Raw genomic sequence first — 16811 nt, 5'->3', positions numbered from 1 at the left:
AGACCATGGAGATGATGAACCGTCGTTTCTTGCTGACGTCAGTGGGGGTCTCTCTTCTGTGGGGCTGCTCAACAGACACAACGTATCTGTTGCCTGCTCCAAGCCGTCAGGAACCATCGCCAAGTCAGGTGCGCTCTTCCAAGCGACAAGACATCGTGATGCATGCCATGGCCATGCTGGATCGGGGGTACACCTATGGCGGTAAAAAGCTGCACACCGGGTTTGATTGCTCAGGCCTGGTGAGCTTTGTCTACCAAGAGTCGGCTGGCATCGCCATCAAAGGCAGTGCCTTTGACATGGCGCGTGCTGCGCGCGTGGTTCCGCCAGAGCAAGCCAGTCCGGGTGACTTGGTTTTTTTCAACACCCTGGGCAGTCCGTTTTCTCATGTGGGCATCTACATCGGATCGGACAAATTCATCCATGCTGCCAACGAAAAAACGGGCGTTACCGCTGAGTTACTGAGTCGGCGTTATTGGGCTCGGCGCTTTCAAGGCTACCGAACCCTATTGGCTTGATCAGGCTTGATCGCGGATGGCCCGTGCGGCCTCTTTCACCAACGCCGGTCCCTTGTAAATCAACCCGGTGTAGATCTGAACCACATTAGCCCCGGCCTTGATTTTTGCCACGGCATCTGTGCCGCTGAAAATTCCGCCCACCCCAATGATGGGGACATCTGGCCCTAAGGCCGCGCGCAATTGACGAATCACTGCATTGCTTTTCTCAAACACCGGCGCACCAGACAGCCCGCCAGTTTCTTCCCCGAAGGGCAGTCCTTGCACCGCATCGCGGGCAATGGTGGTGTTGGTGGCCACCACGCCCCAAGAGGCCGTCGCGGCGGATTGCCCACGGGTCATGCAATGGCGTTGCAGGGTGGCCGCAATCACGGCCACTTGGGCTTCATCCAAATCGGGGGCGATCTTGATGAACACCGGCACTTGCTTGTTGTATTGCTGCGCCAAAGTGTCGCGTCGTTTGGCCAAGGTGCTGATGAGCGCATCCAGGGCCTCATCGCTTTGCAGGGCGCGCAAGTTTTTGGTGTTGGGGCTAGAGATATTGACTGTCACGTAGTCTGCATAGGGGTAGACGCCGTCTAGGCAAGTCAGGTAATCATCGGCGGCACGCTCATTCGGGGTGGCTCCGTTTTTGCCAATGTTCAAACCCAGCAACATGGGCGTGCCACTGTGTTGGCGGAACTTGGCTTGTTGGACGTTGGCAATAAAAGCTTCCAAGCCCTCGTTGTTGAAGCCCAGGCGGTTGATCAGTGCGTTGGCTTGCGGCAAGCGAAACATACGTGGTTTGGGGTTCCCTGGCTGTCCCTTGGGGGTGACCGTTCCCACCTCCACAAAGCCAAACCCAATTGCGGCCAAGCCGTCGATGCAGCGCGCGTTTTTGTCTAGCCCTGCGCCCAAGCCCACACGGTTGGGAAACGTCAAGCCGGCCAGGGTGATGGGGTCGGCGATGCGCGATTGGCCGTAGGCCCATTGCAGCGGTGTGTTTTGCGTGCGCGCCAGCATCGACAAGGTGAGATCGTGTGCGGTTTCTGCATCCATCGAAAACAGAACGGGGCGGGCCAACGAATAGGGGAACAACGACATGGATAATCTCAAGCTTTGAATTGAACCCTGGATTTTCGCCCATGAGCACCCCCACATCTTCTGCCCCCTTGAGCCAAGACGAACTCAAAACCTTGGTTGGCCAAGCTGCCTTGCAATACGTGGTGCCCGGCGAGGTGGTCGGCGTGGGCACGGGGTCGACGGTGAACAAATTCATCGATGCACTGGCGACCATCAAAGACCAAATCAAAGGTGCGGTGTCCAGCTCTGTCGCGTCCACCGAACGTCTCAAGGCTTGTGGCATTGCGGTGTTTGAAGCGTCAGACGTGGACAGTTTGTCGGTCTACATCGACGGTGCCGACGAGATTGATCACCAGGGTTACATGGTCAAAGGCGGGGGTGCGGCATTGACCCGCGAAAAGATTGTGGCGGCTCAGTCCAAGATGTTTGTTTGCATTGCGGATGAGAGCAAATTGGTCGACACCTTGGGTGCTTTTCCATTGCCGGTGGAGGTCATTCCCATGGCCACTGCCCGTGTGATCCGCCAATTCGCAGCCATGGGCGGCATGGCCACGGTGCGTTTGAAAAATGGCCAAGCGCTGGTCACTGACAACGGGCAGCACATCGTCGACGTGACAGGCCTGAAAATTGACGATCCCTTGACCTTTGAAACCGTGGTCAGCCAATGGCCTGGCGTGGTGACGGTCGGGGTCTTTGCCCATCAAAAAGCCCAAGTGTGTTTGCTGGGCACCTTGACAGGCGTCAAGACCTTGAAGTTCTAAGCCTGATGTTTCAAGGTTTTCTCAGGCCATACCTTGGTGGCGCAACAAAGCATCCAGTTTTGGCTCGCGGCCACGAAACGCTTTGAACGACGCCATGGCCGGGCGACTGCCCCCGGCTTCCAAAATTTCCCTGCGATAACGGCGACCCGTCTCCACACTGGGCTCACCGTCGGCACCCACGGTTTCTTCAAAGGCAGCGTAAGCATCGGCGCTCAGCACCTCGGCCCACTTGTAGCTGTAATAGCCAGCGGAATAACCACCCGCAAAGATGTGGCTAAAGGTATGCGGCGTGCGCCCCCAGTTGGGTGAGGGCAGCACGGCCACCTCAGCACGCACCTCGCGCAGCACCTGCATCACGTCTTGGGCGGCAGATGGTTCGGTATGCAAGCGCATGTCGAACAACGAGAACTCAATTTGACGCAAGGTTTGCAAACCACTTTGGAAGTTCTTGGCGGCCAGCATTTTGTCGAACAGTGCGCGTGGCAGGGGTTCGCCCGTGTCCACATGTGCTGTCATGTGGCGCAGCACGCTCCATTCCCAGCAAAAGTTTTCCATGAATTGGCTGGGCAGCTCCACCGCATCCCATTCCACACCGCTGATGCCAGACACATCGCGCTCGTTAATTTGGGTGAGCAGGTGGTGTAAGCCATGCCCACATTCGTGGAACAGGGTGATCACATCGTCGTGTGTGAGCAGGGGTGGTTTGCCACCCACGCCCTCAGCAAAGTTACACACCAAATGCGCCACGGGGGTTTGTAGTTGTTGGTTGTCGGGGCGCAGCCAGCGGGCGCGGACGTCGTCCATCCAAGCGCCGCCGCGTTTGCCTGAGCGCGACCCTGGGTCGAGGTAGAACTGACCGACCAACTGACCTGCACGTTCAATCCGGTAAAACTCGACCGCAGGGTGCCACACCGGTGCGCTGTCGCGACGGATGCTCACTTCAAACAAGGTCTCCACAATTTTGAACAAACCTGCCAATACCTTAGGCGCTGTGAAGTAGGGCTTGACCTCTTGCTCGCTGAAGGCGTAGCGCGCTTCTTTGAGCTTTTCCCCGATGTAGGGCCAGTCCCAGGCTTGAGGTTCTGCCAGGTTCAGGTGCTCGGCGGCAAAGGCGCGCATTTCGGCCACATCTTTTTCAGCAAAGGGACGGGCACGTTGTGCCAGGTCACGCAAGAAGGCCATCACCTCGGCGGGCGATTGGGCCATCTTCGTTGCCAACGAGACTTCGGCGTGGTTGGCGTAACCCAACAGCTGTGCTTCTTCTTGGCGCAGCGTCAAGATGTCTTGGATCCAGGGCGTGTTGTCTTGCTCGGTCTTGCCCGCTTGCACCGCTTCTGATTGGTCAGAGGCCCGCGTGGCGTAGGCGCGGTAGAGCTTTTCGCGCAAGGCGGAGCTGTGGGCAAACTGCATCACCGGCAGATAGCAGGGCATTTTCAAATTCAATTTGTGACCGGCCACGCCGTCTTTGTCAGCGGCGGCGCGTGTGGCCTGCAACACATCGTCAGGCACGCCAGCCAACGCATCGGCATTGACGACGAGCGACCACTGGTCGGTTGCGTCCAGCACGTTCTCGCTGAACTTTTGGCTCACCTCCGCCAGGCGCTCTTGAATGGCGGCAAAGCGCTCTTTGGCTGCGCCTTCAAGCTCTGCACCTGACAGCACAAAGTTGCGCATGGCCAGTGTGTGGGCGCGTTGCTGCTCGGCGTTGAGGCTGCTCAGGGGAACAGCTTTGTACTTGGCGTACAAGCGTTCATCAGCCCCCAGACGGGTCCAAAACTCGGTCACGCATGGCAAGGCTTCGGTATATGCGGCGCGCAACTCGGGTGTGTCGGCCACCGAGTGCAAATGGCTGATGGCGCCCCACGCACGGCTGAGCTTTTCAGTGGCCACATCCAGCACGCCGGCAATCGCTTGCCAATCCGCAGGAAACTCGGCGGCGGTGACTTTTTCGAGGGCCAGGTTGGCATCGGCCAGCAGCGGGTCAAGCGCCGGTGCAATGTGCTCAGGCCGAATGGCGTCAAACAGGGGATGGTCTGTGAAATTGAGCAGCGGGTTGGCGTGTGACATGTAGAAAATTTCTTTGATTCAGTGCTGAGCAGATAAGGCCCGCTTGGCCGATTCCAAGGTGTTCACCAGCAACATGGTGATGGTCATTGGGCCCACACCTCCTGGCACGGGGGTGATGTAGCTGGCCACTTGGCTCACACCGTCAAAGTCGACATCGCCACACAGCTTGCCTTCTGCATTGCGGTTCATGCCCACGTCCAGCACCACGGCACCGGGTTTGACCATGTCTGCCGTCAGCACATTGCGCTTGCCCACCGCCGCCACGATCACGTCGGCCTGCAAGGTGTGCACCTTCAGGTCGGGCGTGGCGCTGTGGCAAATGGTGACTGTGGCGTTTTGTTGCAACAGCATCAGCGCCATGGGTTTGCCCACGATGTTGCTGCGGCCAATCACCACCGCATGCTTGCCGCGCAAGTTGTAGCCAATGCTCTCGAGCATCTTCATACAGCCATAAGGCGTACAGGGCCAAAACCCTGGCATGCCCGTCATCAAAGCACCTGCGCTGGCGATGTGAAAACCGTCCACGTCCTTGGCTGGGCTGATGGCTTCAATCACCTTTTGTGCGTCGATGTGAGCAGGCAAGGGCAGTTGCACCAAGATCCCGTGGATGAGTGGGTCGTTGTTGAGCGCTTCGACACGCGCCAACAAATCAGCCTCGCTCATCGTGGCCTCGTATTTTTCAAGCACCGAATGCAAACCCGCATCTTGACAGGCCTTGACCTTGTTGCGCACATAGACCTGGCTGGCAGGGTTGTCGCCCACCAGTACCACGGCCAAGCCAGGGGTGAGGCCTTGGGCCTTGAGCGCTGCGGTGTCTGCGGCCACTTGGGCGCGCAGTTGTTGAGAGAGGGCGTTGCCGTCGATGCGTTGTGCGGTCATGGTCAAAGAGAAGTGAAAACGCCCGTAGAGAACGGGCGTCATGGTTACGTGAAAGGCCGGGGACTCAGGCTTTGGCGGCAGTTTGACCCAAGGCCGTTTTCAACAAGTCGGCCACGGTGTTGGCATTGAGCTTTTCCATGATGTTGGCGCGGTGCGCTTCCACCGTTTTGATGCTGATGCCCAAATCGTCGGCAATTTGCTTGTTCAGACGTCCGGCCACGATGCGCTCTAGCACTTGGGCTTCACGTCCGGTCAGCTTGGCCATCAAGGCATCACGGCTGGCCGCTTGCTGGAAGTCGGCAAAGGCGTCTTTGGCGTGCTCCAGCATGCGCTCGACCAAGCTGACGAGCTCGTCTTCTTTGAAGGGCTTTTGGATGAAGTCCATGGCCCCTTTTTTCATGGTGTTCACAGCCATGGGCACATCGCCGTGGCCGGTAATGAACACAATGGGCAAAGGAGATTTGCGCTCGATCAGTTTGTCTTGCAGTTCCAGGCCTGTCATGCCACCCATGCGGATGTCAACAATCAAGCAGGCCACTTCACGCGCGTCATAGCGGCTCAAAAAAGTTTCAGCGGAATCAAAGCAGCGGACGCGGTAGTCCTTGCCCTCTAACAACCATTGCAACGAATCGCGCACAGCCTCGTCATCATCAACGACGTAGACCGTACCTTTTTTGGGAATCAAACTCATGCAGATGCTCCGACGGTACGGGCCGGTATCCAGAAGGAAAAGCGGCAGCCCGTAATTTCGTTCGCATTGTAGAGGTTCTCAGCTTTCATCCTGCCCTGGTGAGATTCGACGATGCTGCGGCACAAATTCAGGCCAATGCCCATACCTTCCGGTTTGGTCGAGAAGAAGGCTTCAAACAAGCGCTCCATCACTTCAGGGGCGAGGCCGCGCCCAGTGTCACTGACCGAAAACTCCACCACGGGTTGTCCTTCTTCGACACGGGGCACCACTTTGAGTTCCACATTGCGTCCAGGCATCGGGCGCTGGGCCAGGTCCACCGATTCGGCGGCGTTCTTCATCAAATTGACCAGCACTTGTTCAATCAAGATGGGATCGACGTGGAGTTTTGGCACCCGTGCCGCCACCACCTGGGTCAGGCGCACCTGGCGACGGCGCAATTCAATGTCTGCCAATTCAACCGCTTCCGTCACCATGTGCGCCACATCCGACTCCGTGCGGTTGGGCTCGCTGCGCTTCACAAAGGTGCGGATGCGCTGAATGATCTGCCCCGCGCGTTGCGCCTGATGTGCGGTTTTTTCCAAGGCTTTGAGCAGGTCCTCTTCCATCAAATTGTTTGACTTGATGCGCGAGACCATGCCGTTGCAGTAATTGTTGATGGCTGTCAGCGGCTGATTCAGTTCATGCGCCACGCTGGACGCCATTTCACCCATGGTGATCAAGCGGCTGGCCGACTGTGCGCGTTCCGCCTGTGCCTGAGATTGTTCTTCTGCTTGGCGGCGCGGCGTGATGTCGGTCGCAATCACCATTTGAGCCAAACGTCCATCGACCCAATTCAGGTAGCGTGAACGCACCTCCAGCCATTTGTTCAGCGAGGGCACATAAATTTCGGCGTTCTCACTGGAGCCTTCGGTCAACTCGTCGGTAGGAAAGCCGACCAGAGGGTCATCGGCCTCACCGTTCTGGTTGCCGTTTTCTTCATACGGCACTTGCTTAGGCTGCCCAGCTTGAGCGACCAAGCTGAGGTGCCCTTCGCTAGACACCTGAAACCATTGTCGATACAGCTTGTTGGCAAACAGCAGTTCTTGACTGCCTAGCGGGGCCACCGAGACGGATGCGTCCAAGCCTTCCAGCACGGTGGTGAAGCGGTCATGCGACGCTGACAACTGCTCGCGAATGCGGTTGGGTTCGGTGATGTCGGTCATGGATGTCATCCAGCCCGTTTGCTGCCCCAAGGCATCAATCAGTGGTGACACATACAAACGTGCGTCAAACAAATGGCCGTCTTTGCGCTTGACGCGCACCTGAAACCCACTGGATGTGGTGTTGCCCTGTAGCTCGAGTTGCAGCTTTTGCTCCAGACTCACCCTGTCTTGGTCTGGCCAGTAAGGGAAGGGGGGTGTACACCCCACCAACTCCTCCTCGGTCCACCCCGTCATTTGGCAAAACGCCGTGTTCACATAAGTGATGCGACCTTTGAGGTCCATGGCGCGCATGCCGGTGAGCACCGAGTTTTCCATGGCGCGACGAAAGTTAGTCTCTGCCACCAAGGCTTGCTGAGCTTGCACACGGCGTCGTGTGTGACGCCAGGTGCCAATCAACATCCAGGCCGTCATCAAACTCAAGGCGGTCACCAACCAGAACACGCCATTGCCAATCAGGCCTTGTGAGGTGCGGTAAGCCCGCGCATGCAAGGTGAGCGCATAACCCACGGGCGTGACAGGTACTTCGTAGTCGTTGGTGCGGTTGAGCCAGGGCAGCACCTCGCTGACCTTGGGACCCGGCATGTTGGCTTGCCCCGCCAACACGGTGTTGTTCACATCACGCAGAGACACCGCGTATTTGCTCGTGATCTCGTTGGGCACGACGTAGCGAAAAATGCCATCCAACGGGTACTCCGCCAAGATCACACCTTCAAACTTGGTGTGGTTGACGATGGGTACTTGCAACTGCAATTGGCTGACCTGACCCTGCAAGGCGGTGGCTTGCTTGATCGGCTGTGAATAGACCGGCTGTAGCAATGCATGGGCCAAATCAAAAGTGTCTTTGGTTTCGGTTTGCGTCAGCACATCACCTGTTTGGTGAATCATGGCTGGATTGGCACTTGCGCTGGAGTCGGTGGCACGTACGCGACGGCGTGTGTCGAGCCACGTCAGACTCGATAGCTCGGGGCTTTGGTCTAACAGTGAGTTAGCTTCGCTGACAAACTCTTGTGGATTGGTTTCGCGGTTAGCGACATCACGCGCGATGCGCATGATCTGTTCCTGGCGTTCCAGCAAACGCAAACGCAAGCGCTGCTGGGCGTACTCCACGTCGCGGCGAACGATCTCTTGCTCGCGGTCGAGTTCTTCGTACTTCAAATACCAAAGTGCCGTGGTGATGGCAACCAAAAACAACACCACGGCAGCCAATGGCCCCATCAATGCGAAACGGTCTTGTTTGCTTGGGCTTTGCTGTCGCCACCATCGGTTCCAGCGGGCGACCAAGGGTTGAAATGGGGTGGATAAACGTTGTTTGAACATGTGCCTTGAGTTTAGCGTGTGCTCCGCGTTTTGATTGTTGAATTTCATAATAAGAAATCAATGACCGCAATTTGAAATTTATATTTTTTATGTGACAATTAGTTACAGTCGATCGAAACAAGTGCCAACACTAGGAGACAAGCATGTCAGCACAACCCAACGACCTGCGCACATTTGCCACGAATGATGCAGACACACAAGAGACACGTGAATGGATGGACGCTCTGTCCGCTGTCATCAACGCAGAAGGCCCCGAGCGTGCGCACTTCTTGTTGGAACAGTTGCTAGAACACGCGCGCGAGAGCAGCATCGACATGCCGTTCTCAGCCAACACGGGCTACGTCAACACCATCGAACCCAGCCAAGAGGCGCATTGCCCGGGCAACATCGAAATCGAAGAGCGACTTCGCGCCTACATGCGCTGGAACGCCATGGCCATGGTGGTTAAAGCCAACCGCCACAACCCTGAAGACGGCGGCGACTTAGGTGGCCACATCGGTTCGTTTGCCTCGTTGGCCCACATGTTCGGTGCAGGCTTCAATCACTTTTGGCACGCAGAAAACGAAAACCATGGCGGTGACTGCCTGTACATCCAGGGCCACGTGTCGCCCGGTGTTTACGCCCGTGCTTACCTAGAAGGGCGTTTGACCGAAGAGCAATTGCTCAACTTCCGCCAAGAGGTGGACGGCAACGGCCTCTCCAGCTACCCACACCCCAAACTCATGCCTGAGTTTTGGCAGTTCCCCACCGTCTCTATGGGCCTCGGGCCTTTGATGGCCATTTACCAAGCGCGCTTTTTGAAGTACTTGCATGCCCGTGGTATTGCCAACACAGAAAACCGCAAAGTGTGGGTGTTCTGTGGCGACGGTGAAATGGACGAAGTCGAGTCTTTGGGTGCGATTGGTTTGGCCGCTCGCGAAAAGCTCGACAACCTGATCTTTGTGGTGAACTGCAACTTGCAGCGCCTGGACGGCCCCGTGCGTGGCAACGGCAAGATCGTGCAAGAGCTCGAAGGCGAATTCCGTGGTTCAGGCTGGAACGTGATCAAACTGTTGTGGGGCAGCGAGTGGGACCCACTCTTGGCCCGCGACAAAGACGGTGCCTTGCGCAAACTGATGATGGAAACCTTGGATGGCGACTACCAAGCCTTCAAAGCCAACGATGGCGCTTACGTGCGCAAACATTTCTTTGGTCGTGATCCACGCACCCTGGAGATGGTGGCGCACATGAGCGACGACGAAATTTGGAACCTCAAGCGCGGTGGCCACGACCCCCAAAAGGTGTATGCCGCCTACCACCAGGCGGTGAACCACAAAGGCCAACCCACCGTGTTGTTGATCAAAACCGTCAAAGGTTTTGGCATGGGTAAAGCGGGCGAGGGCAAGAACAACGTTCACCAAACCAAGAAGCTCACGGACGAAGACATCAAGTACATGCGTGACCGCTTCAACATTCCGGTCCCCGACAGCGAGTTGTCCAAGATTCCTTTCTACAAGCCCGCTGACGACACGCCTGAAATGCGTTACCTGCACGAACGCCGTAAGGCCTTGGGTGGGTACTTGCCGCACCGCCGCACCAAAGCCGAAGAAAGCTTCACGGTTCCCTCGTTGGACATTTTCAAATCGGTGATGGAGCCCACCGCCGAAGGCCGTGAAATCTCGACCACCCAAGCCTATGTGCGCTTTCTCACGCAGTTGCTGCGTGACCAAGCTTTGGGTCCACGTGTGGTGCCTATTTTGGTGGACGAGGCCCGTACCTTTGGTATGGAAGGCTTGTTCCGTCAAATCGGTATTTACAACCCTGCCGGCCAGCAGTACACCCCGGTCGATAAAGACCAGGTCATGTATTACAAGGAAGACGTGGCGGGCCAGATCTTGCAAGAAGGCATCAACGAAGCCGGCGGCATGTCGAGCTGGATTGCAGCGGCCACCAGCTACTCCACCAGTAACCGCATCATGGTGCCGTTCTACGTGTACTACTCGATGTTTGGCTTCCAGCGCATTGGCGACTTGGCCTGGGCAGCTGGCGACATGCAAGCACGTGGCTTCTTGTTGGGCGGCACCTCGGGCCGTACCACCTTGAACGGCGAAGGCTTGCAGCACGAAGACGGTCACAGCCACATCATGGCCAACACCATTCCGAACTGCGTGTCGTATGACCCGACCTTCGCACACGAAGTGGGCATCATCCTGCACCACGGTTTGAAGCGCATGGTCGAGAAGCAAGACAACGTCTTCTACTACCTGACCTTGTTGAACGAGAACTACGCCATGCCAGGCCTCAAGGCTGGTACCGAAGAGCAAATCATCAAAGGCATGTACTTGTTGCAACAAGGTGAAGGCGCCAAGAAAGCGCCTCGCGTCAACCTGTTGGGCTCGGGCACCATCTTGCGCGAATCCATTGCAGCCCGCGACTTGCTGGCCGCCGACTGGGGCGTGGCAGCCAACGTGTGGAGCTGCCCGAGCTTCAACGAATTGACCCGCGACGGTCAAGACGCCGAGCGTTACAACCTGTTGCACCCGACAGACGCACCGAAAGTGCCGTTTGTGACCGCACAGCTCGACCCGTACACCGGGCCAGTGGTGGCATCGACCGACTACATGAAGGCCTATGCCGAGCAAATTCGCCCGTTCATTCCAAAGGGTCGCACCTACAAAGTGTTGGGCACCGATGGTTTTGGCCGCAGCGACTTCCGCAGCAAACTGCGCGAGCACTTTGAAATCAACCGTCACTACATCGTCGTGGCGGCACTCAAGGCGCTGAGCGAAGACGGCACCGTGCCGGTGAGCCAAGTGGCTGAAGCGATCAAAAAGTACGGCATCAAAGTCGACAAAATCAACCCGCTTTACGCTTAATGAATAACTTTGTGGGACTGTCCAAAGCTGCAAGCTTTGCTCTGTCCTCAACATACTAAGTGAGACAAACATGGCATTGGTAGAAGTAAAAGTCCCAGACATTGGGGATTTCGATGAAGTCGCAGTCATTGAACTGCTGGTCAAGGTGGGCGACACCGTCAAGGCTGAGCAGTCCTTGATCACGGTGGAGTCCGACAAGGCCTCGATGGAAATTCCATCCAGCACCGCCGGTGTGGTCAAAGAACTGCGCGTGAAGTTGGGTGACAAGGTCAAAGAAGGCTCGGTGGTCTTGGTGGTGGAGGCTGCAGGTGCTGCCGCAGCCGCCGCAGCCGTGGCGTCGGCACTGCCCGCAGCCGCCGCCGCCCCTGTGGCTGTCGTGGCTCCCGCCGCAGCCCCAACAGCCTCAGGCTTGATTGAAATTCATGTGCCAGACATTGGCGACTTCAAAGACGTGGCCGTCATTGAAGTGTTCGTCAAACCGGGTGACACCATCAAGGTTGAGCAATCGCTCATCACGGTGGAGTCTGACAAAGCTTCGATGGAAATTCCATCCTCACACGCCGGTGTGCTCAAAGAGCTCAAAGTCAAAGTGGGTGACAAGGTCAACATCGGTGACTTGCTGGCCATTTTGGAAGGCAGTGTGGCTGTTGCTACTGCCGCTGTGGCAGCCCCTGTGGCTGCTGCGGTCGCCGCTGCGCCCGCTGCCGTCTCTGCGCCCACCGCAGTGGCTGTGGCCGCAGCCGTCGTGGCCGCCCCAGCGCACGCACCCGGTGCCTCGACGCTGGGCTTGCCCCATGCCTCGCCTTCGGTGCGCAAGTTTGCGCGTGAACTGGGTGTGCCACTGGAAGAGGTCAAGGGCCAAGGCCCCAAAGGCCGCATCACCCAAGACGACGTGCAAGCCTTCACCAAGGCCGTCATGTCGGGTGCCACCCAAACCAAAGCACAGGCTGCCAAAGCACCTGCTGGCGGTGGCGATGGTGCTGGTTTGGGCCTCATTCCTTGGCCCAAGGTTGACTTTGCCAAGTTCGGTCCCATTGAGCGCAAGGAGATGGGGCGCATCAAGAAGATCAGCGGAGCCAACCTGTTGCGCAACGCGGTGATGATTCCTGCTGTCACCAACCATGACGACGCAGACATCACCGACCTCGAAGCCTTCCGCGTCTCGACCAACAAAGAAAACGAGAAGTCGGGCGTCAAAGTCACCATGCTGGCTTTCTTGATCAAGGCCTGTGTGGCTGCACTCAAGAAGTACCCTGAATTCAACAGCAGCTTGGATGGTGATGCACTGGTTTACAAAAACTACTGGCACATCGGCTTTGCCGCTGACACGCCCAATGGGTTGATGGTTCCCGTCATCCGCGATTGCGACAAAAAAGGCGTGCTGCAAATCAGCCAAGAAATGTCTGAGCTGGCCAAGAAAGCGCGCGACGGCAAACTCGGCCCCGCTGAAATGACCGGTGCCACCTTCACCATCTCAAGCTTGGGCGGCATTGGCGGCAAGTACTTCACCCCCATCATCAATGCGCCTGAAGTGGCCATCTTGGGTGTGTGCAAGAGCACCATGGAACCGGTGTGGGACGGCAAGGCTTTCCAGCCCCGTTTGATGTTGCCACTGAGCTTGACCTGGGATCACCGCGTGATCGACGGCGCGGCTGCTGCACGCTTCAATGCCTTCTTGGGCCAAATCCTCAGCGACTTCCGTCGCGTGTTGCTCTAAGGCGAAGGAACAGACATGGCATCCATTGACATTCAAGTTCCAGACATTGGCGACTTCGACGAAGTGGCTGTGATCGAGTTGCTGGTCAAACCCGGCGACACCGTCAAGGCCGAGCAATCGCTCATCACCGTCGAGTCCGACAAAGCTTCGATGGAAATTCCATCGTCACACGCGGGTGTGGTCAAAGAGCTGCGCGTGAAACTCGGTGACAAAGTCAAACAAGGCTCAGTGGTCTTGGTGCTCGAAGGCGAGGGCGCTTCAGCGGCCCCTGCTGCTGCACCCTCGCCCGCGCCAGCTGCAACAACAGCCGCTGCACCTGTGGCTGCCGTGCCAGCACCCACTGCCTCGTCGTTTGGCGGCTCCGCCGACATCGAGTGCGATGTGCTTGTGCTAGGTGGTGGCCCTGGCGGTTACTCGGCAGCATTTCGTGCCGCAGACTTAGGGCTCAATGTGGTCATCGTTGAGCGCTATGCCACCCTGGGTGGCGTGTGCCTGAACGTGGGTTGCATTCCTTCCAAAGCCCTGTTGCACGTGGCCGCCGTGATGGACGAAGTCAGCCATATGGCTGACCTCGGCGTGGACTTTGGCGCACCGGTGGTCAACATCGACAAGCTGCGCGGCCACAAAGAAAAAGTCATTGGCAAATTGACGGGCGGCCTGGCTGCCATGGCCAAGATGCGCAAGGTCACCACCGTGCGTGGTTACGGCGCATTCGTTGGCGCCAACCACCTGGAAGTGGAAGAAACCAGCGGCACGGCGCAAGAAAAAACCGGCACCAAAAAAGTGGTGGCGTTCAAGCGCGCCATCATTGCGGCAGGCTCGCAAGCCGTGCGTCTACCTTTCATGCCCAACGACCCCCGCGTGGTCGATAGCACGGGTGCCTTGGCCCTCAAAGAAGTGCCCAAGCGCATGCTTATTTTGGGCGGCGGCATCATTGGCCTGGAGATGGGCACCGTTTACAGCACGCTGGGCGCACGCCTGGACGTGGTGGAAATGATGGACGGCCTCATGCAAGGCGCTGACCGGGACTTGGTGAAGATCTGGCAAAAGATGAATGCCAAGCGTTTTGACAACATCATGCTCAAAACCAAGACCGTGTCAGCACGCGCCTTGCCCGAAGGCATTGAAGTCACGTTTGCACCAGCAGAAGAGGGCGAGAACGGAAGCAACGCAAGCGTTGCGGCCCCCGCGCCGCAGGTGTACGACCTCGTGTTGCAAGCCGTGGGACGCACGCCCAATGGCAAGAAGATTGCGGCGGACAAAGCCGGCGTGGCCGTGACCGACCGTGGCTTCATCAACGTCGACATTCAGATGCGCACCAACGTGCCGCACATCTTTGCCATTGGCGACATCGTCGGCCAGCCCATGTTGGCGCACAAGGCTGTGCACGAAGCCCACGTGGCGGCTGAAGTCATTGCCGGTGAAATTCAAGGCAACAAAGAATTGGCCGCAAGCGCTTTCAATGCTCGCGTCATTCCGAGCGTGGCCTACACCGACCCTGAAGTGGCATGGGTGGGCTTGACCGAAGACCAGGCCAAGGCCCAAGGCATCAAGGTCAAAAAAGGCCTGTTCCCTTGGACGGCCTCAGGCCGCGCCATTGCCAATGGCCGCGACGAAGGCGTGACCAAACTGCTGTTTGACGATTCTCCTGAGGCCCACGGCCACGGCAAGATCTTGGGCGGCGGCATGGTGGGTACGCACGCCGGCGACATGATTGGCGAAATCGCCCTGGCGATTGAGATGGGCGCAGACGCAGTGGACATCGGCAAAACCATTCACCCACACCCCACGCTGGGCGAAAGCATTGGCATGGCGGCAGAAGTGGCGCATGGGAGTTGCACGGATTTGCCGCCGAGCAAGAAGTAAACCGCTTCACAGTGCAAAAATACAAGCCGCCTCGCTGCAAAGCCAGGCGGCTTTTCCATCACTTATGCCAGCTCCGCTTCTCTACACCTACCGCCGCTGCCCCTACGCCATGCGTGCCCGCATGGCCTTGCTGCAAGCGGGTGTGACATACCAGCCGCGTGAGGTGTCTTTGCGTGACAAGCCGTCCGCCATGCTGGCCGTGTCGCCCAAAGGCACCGTGCCCGTGCTGGTGCTGCCAAATGGCGCGGTACTGGAGCAAAGCTTGGACATCATGCGCTGGGCTTTTGAGCAAAGTGGCGACCTAGACCAGTGGTGGGCGAGGGCCCAAATTTCGTCGAGCGTAGCCTTGCAGCAGGCGTGTGACGGACCCTTCAAACACCACCTCGACCGCTACAAATACCCGCAGCGCTTTGCCGATGCCATGATGCGCGAACATCACTTTCAGCAAGCTGTGGCCGTGCTGCTTGAACCTCTGGAGCAAGAACTGCACAGCCAACCGCAGCTGGGCGGAGCCAGCCCCTGTGCGGCAGACATCGGAATCTTTCCCTTTGTGCGTCAGTTCGCCGCCGTTGACCCCGAGTGGTTCGAGGCCTTGCCTCTGCCAGCGGTGAAGGCATGGCTGGCGGGTTGGTTGGGGAGTGGGTTATTTGCCGAGGCGATGAAAAAGCCGGTGCTTTAGCTGAACGAGTCTGCCATCTCAACCCAGCGGCGAAACGCCGACCACCCGAGCATGCAAAACAAAGGTGATCAGCCCCCAAAGAACAACACCAACGCCGACTGTGATGAGCGTGGCAGATGTTTTGGGGAGAGCAGGTTGCGCAGATTCATCTGACACCTGCGCTTGTGTTTCGGCTTGGATGCGGTCACGTGCACGTGCAGATTTGAAGTTCATGACGGACCACGCCAAAAACGCACCGAACAAAATCAGATCAGCCAAATTCCCGTTTGACAACAAATGCGCCAAGGCCCACACCTTGACCGACAGCACCATTGGGTGGCGCAGGCGCACTTTGAAATGGTTGGCAGGGATGTACGCTGCAACCAGCAAGATACTTGCAAACAACATCAGCAACACACTGATATGGCGAGTCGCGATGGGGGGCTGCCAGATGACAACCGGCTCAAGACGCACTTGGGCATAGCCAACGATCAGGGCATAAAAACCCAACAAAGACACCAAAGCGTAGACCCCTTTGAACGGCTTTTCACCCCAGGCCTCGATGGATTTGGTTCGCCATCCTTCAGCAAAAATGCGCGTTGAATGCGCGCCTAAAAAAAGAACCAAACCCAAGATCAACCACGTCATACAAACTCCAGATGAAGGAAAGAAAAGACATTCTCTAGGAGTTTGAGGCCATTCTGTGGTGAATGTTCTGGTAACAACACCTGCATCTCAATGCGCCCCAAGGTAACACCCCTCAGCCCGCTCCCCATCCTCTTCATCACCGTCCTCACTGCACAGCGCCGCAATCAAGGCTTGATCCACCACTTGGCCGGGTAGCAGCAGCTCTTCATTCGTCCAGTTCTTGACCAAGGTCCAAGGTTCAAAGTAGGCACCATACACACCCTACGCTGGGCGAAAGCATTGGCATGGTGGCGCATGGTTCTTGTACCGACTTGCCATCATCAAAGAAGTAAAACACTTTGCTATCGACATACCTAGCATTCAAAATATTTCAAAATAAAAATTGATCTTGATCTAAGAAGATTATCGGGGCAATCCCATAATATGATTTTGCGAACTTTAGTGGGCATTTGGTCTTGACCCTGTAATCCAGTACCGTCGGTATATTCAAGTTACCGATTGTTTTTCCCTGAACACGGTCGGTGGCAAATATCCCAACGCACTGTGCGGGTGATAAGAATTGTAGTCATCGAACCA

At 57.2% G+C, this 16811-nt stretch carries 13 protein-coding genes; 6 read left to right on the top strand and 7 right to left on the bottom strand.

Annotation, left to right across the window (positions count from 1 at the left end):
- Window positions 1-128 precede the first annotated feature (128 nt).
- Window positions 129-515, top strand: coding sequence for a C40 family peptidase (locus tag B9Z41_RS08895; protein WP_158236161.1), 387 nt, complete (start codon window positions 129-131; stop codon window positions 513-515).
- Here the strand turns inward: B9Z41_RS08895 and B9Z41_RS08890 are convergent, their stop codons facing one another.
- Entirely contained in the window at window positions 516-1595 is a 1080-nt protein-coding gene (locus tag B9Z41_RS08890; protein ID WP_100146714.1) for a quinone-dependent dihydroorotate dehydrogenase, read from the bottom strand. It lies immediately after the preceding gene.
- Between the two features lie 41 nt (window positions 1596-1636).
- Between B9Z41_RS08890 and rpiA the strand changes: the two genes are divergently transcribed.
- On the top strand, window positions 1637-2335 hold the full coding sequence (rpiA, locus tag B9Z41_RS08885) for a ribose-5-phosphate isomerase RpiA (RefSeq protein WP_100146713.1): 699 nt from the start codon (window positions 1637-1639) through the stop codon (window positions 2333-2335).
- Window positions 2336-2356: 21 nt separating this feature from the next.
- Here rpiA and B9Z41_RS08880 read toward each other — a convergent pair whose 3' ends face one another.
- The 4 genes from B9Z41_RS08880 to B9Z41_RS08865 form a co-directional block, all read right to left on the bottom strand.
- The gene (locus B9Z41_RS08880; RefSeq protein ID WP_100146712.1) at window positions 2357-4402 is read right to left on the bottom strand and encodes a M3 family metallopeptidase; all 2046 of its coding nucleotides are present in this window, start codon (window positions 4400-4402) and stop codon (window positions 2357-2359) included.
- Window positions 4403-4420: 18 nt separating this feature from the next.
- Window positions 4421-5281 (bottom strand): bifunctional methylenetetrahydrofolate dehydrogenase/methenyltetrahydrofolate cyclohydrolase FolD, encoded by an 861-nt coding sequence (gene folD / locus B9Z41_RS08875; protein WP_100146884.1) that lies wholly within the window; start codon window positions 5279-5281, stop codon window positions 4421-4423.
- A 64-nt stretch (window positions 5282-5345) separates the two neighbouring features.
- Complete coding sequence (locus B9Z41_RS08870) at window positions 5346-5972, bottom strand: response regulator transcription factor (RefSeq protein ID WP_100146711.1); 627 nt, start codon at window positions 5970-5972, stop codon at window positions 5346-5348.
- Window positions 5969-8491 (bottom strand): PAS domain-containing sensor histidine kinase, encoded by a 2523-nt coding sequence (locus B9Z41_RS08865; RefSeq protein ID WP_100146883.1) that lies wholly within the window; start codon window positions 8489-8491, stop codon window positions 5969-5971. Before B9Z41_RS08865 ends, B9Z41_RS08870 begins: the two co-directional genes overlap by 4 nt.
- Before the next feature lie 143 nt (window positions 8492-8634).
- Between B9Z41_RS08865 and aceE the strand changes: the two genes are divergently transcribed.
- The 4 genes from aceE (at window position 8635) to B9Z41_RS08845 (ending at window position 15608) form a co-directional block, all read left to right on the top strand.
- Window positions 8635-11346, top strand: coding sequence for a pyruvate dehydrogenase (acetyl-transferring), homodimeric type (aceE, locus tag B9Z41_RS08860; RefSeq protein ID WP_100146710.1), 2712 nt, complete (start codon window positions 8635-8637; stop codon window positions 11344-11346).
- A 70-nt stretch (window positions 11347-11416) separates the two neighbouring features.
- Complete coding sequence (aceF, locus tag B9Z41_RS08855; protein ID WP_100146709.1) at window positions 11417-13063, top strand: dihydrolipoyllysine-residue acetyltransferase; 1647 nt, start codon at window positions 11417-11419, stop codon at window positions 13061-13063.
- A 15-nt stretch (window positions 13064-13078) separates the two neighbouring features.
- Entirely contained in the window at window positions 13079-14929 is a 1851-nt protein-coding gene (gene lpdA / locus B9Z41_RS08850) for a dihydrolipoyl dehydrogenase (RefSeq protein ID WP_100146708.1), read from the top strand.
- 64 nt (window positions 14930-14993) lie between these two features.
- Window positions 14994-15608, top strand: coding sequence for a glutathione S-transferase (locus B9Z41_RS08845; protein ID WP_100146707.1), 615 nt, complete (start codon window positions 14994-14996; stop codon window positions 15606-15608).
- An 18-nt stretch (window positions 15609-15626) separates the two neighbouring features.
- Here the strand turns inward: B9Z41_RS08845 and B9Z41_RS08840 are convergent, their stop codons facing one another.
- Together B9Z41_RS08840 and B9Z41_RS17330 are read right to left on the bottom strand one after the other, a co-directional pair.
- Window positions 15627-16235, bottom strand: a complete 609-nt coding sequence (locus tag B9Z41_RS08840; RefSeq protein ID WP_100146706.1) for an NnrU family protein — start codon at window positions 16233-16235, stop codon at window positions 15627-15629.
- A gap of 486 nt (window positions 16236-16721) precedes the next feature.
- Window positions 16722-16811, bottom strand: a 90-nt coding sequence (locus B9Z41_RS17330) for an integrase core domain-containing protein (RefSeq protein ID WP_143474155.1), incomplete at its 5' end; no start/stop codon positions are given.

Origin of the sequence: Limnohabitans sp. JirII-31 (genome assembly GCF_002778315.1) — a bacterium.
Lineage (GTDB): Bacteria > Pseudomonadota > Gammaproteobacteria > Burkholderiales > Burkholderiaceae_C > Limnohabitans.
This window is presented reverse-complemented; position numbering and strand designations above follow the sequence as displayed.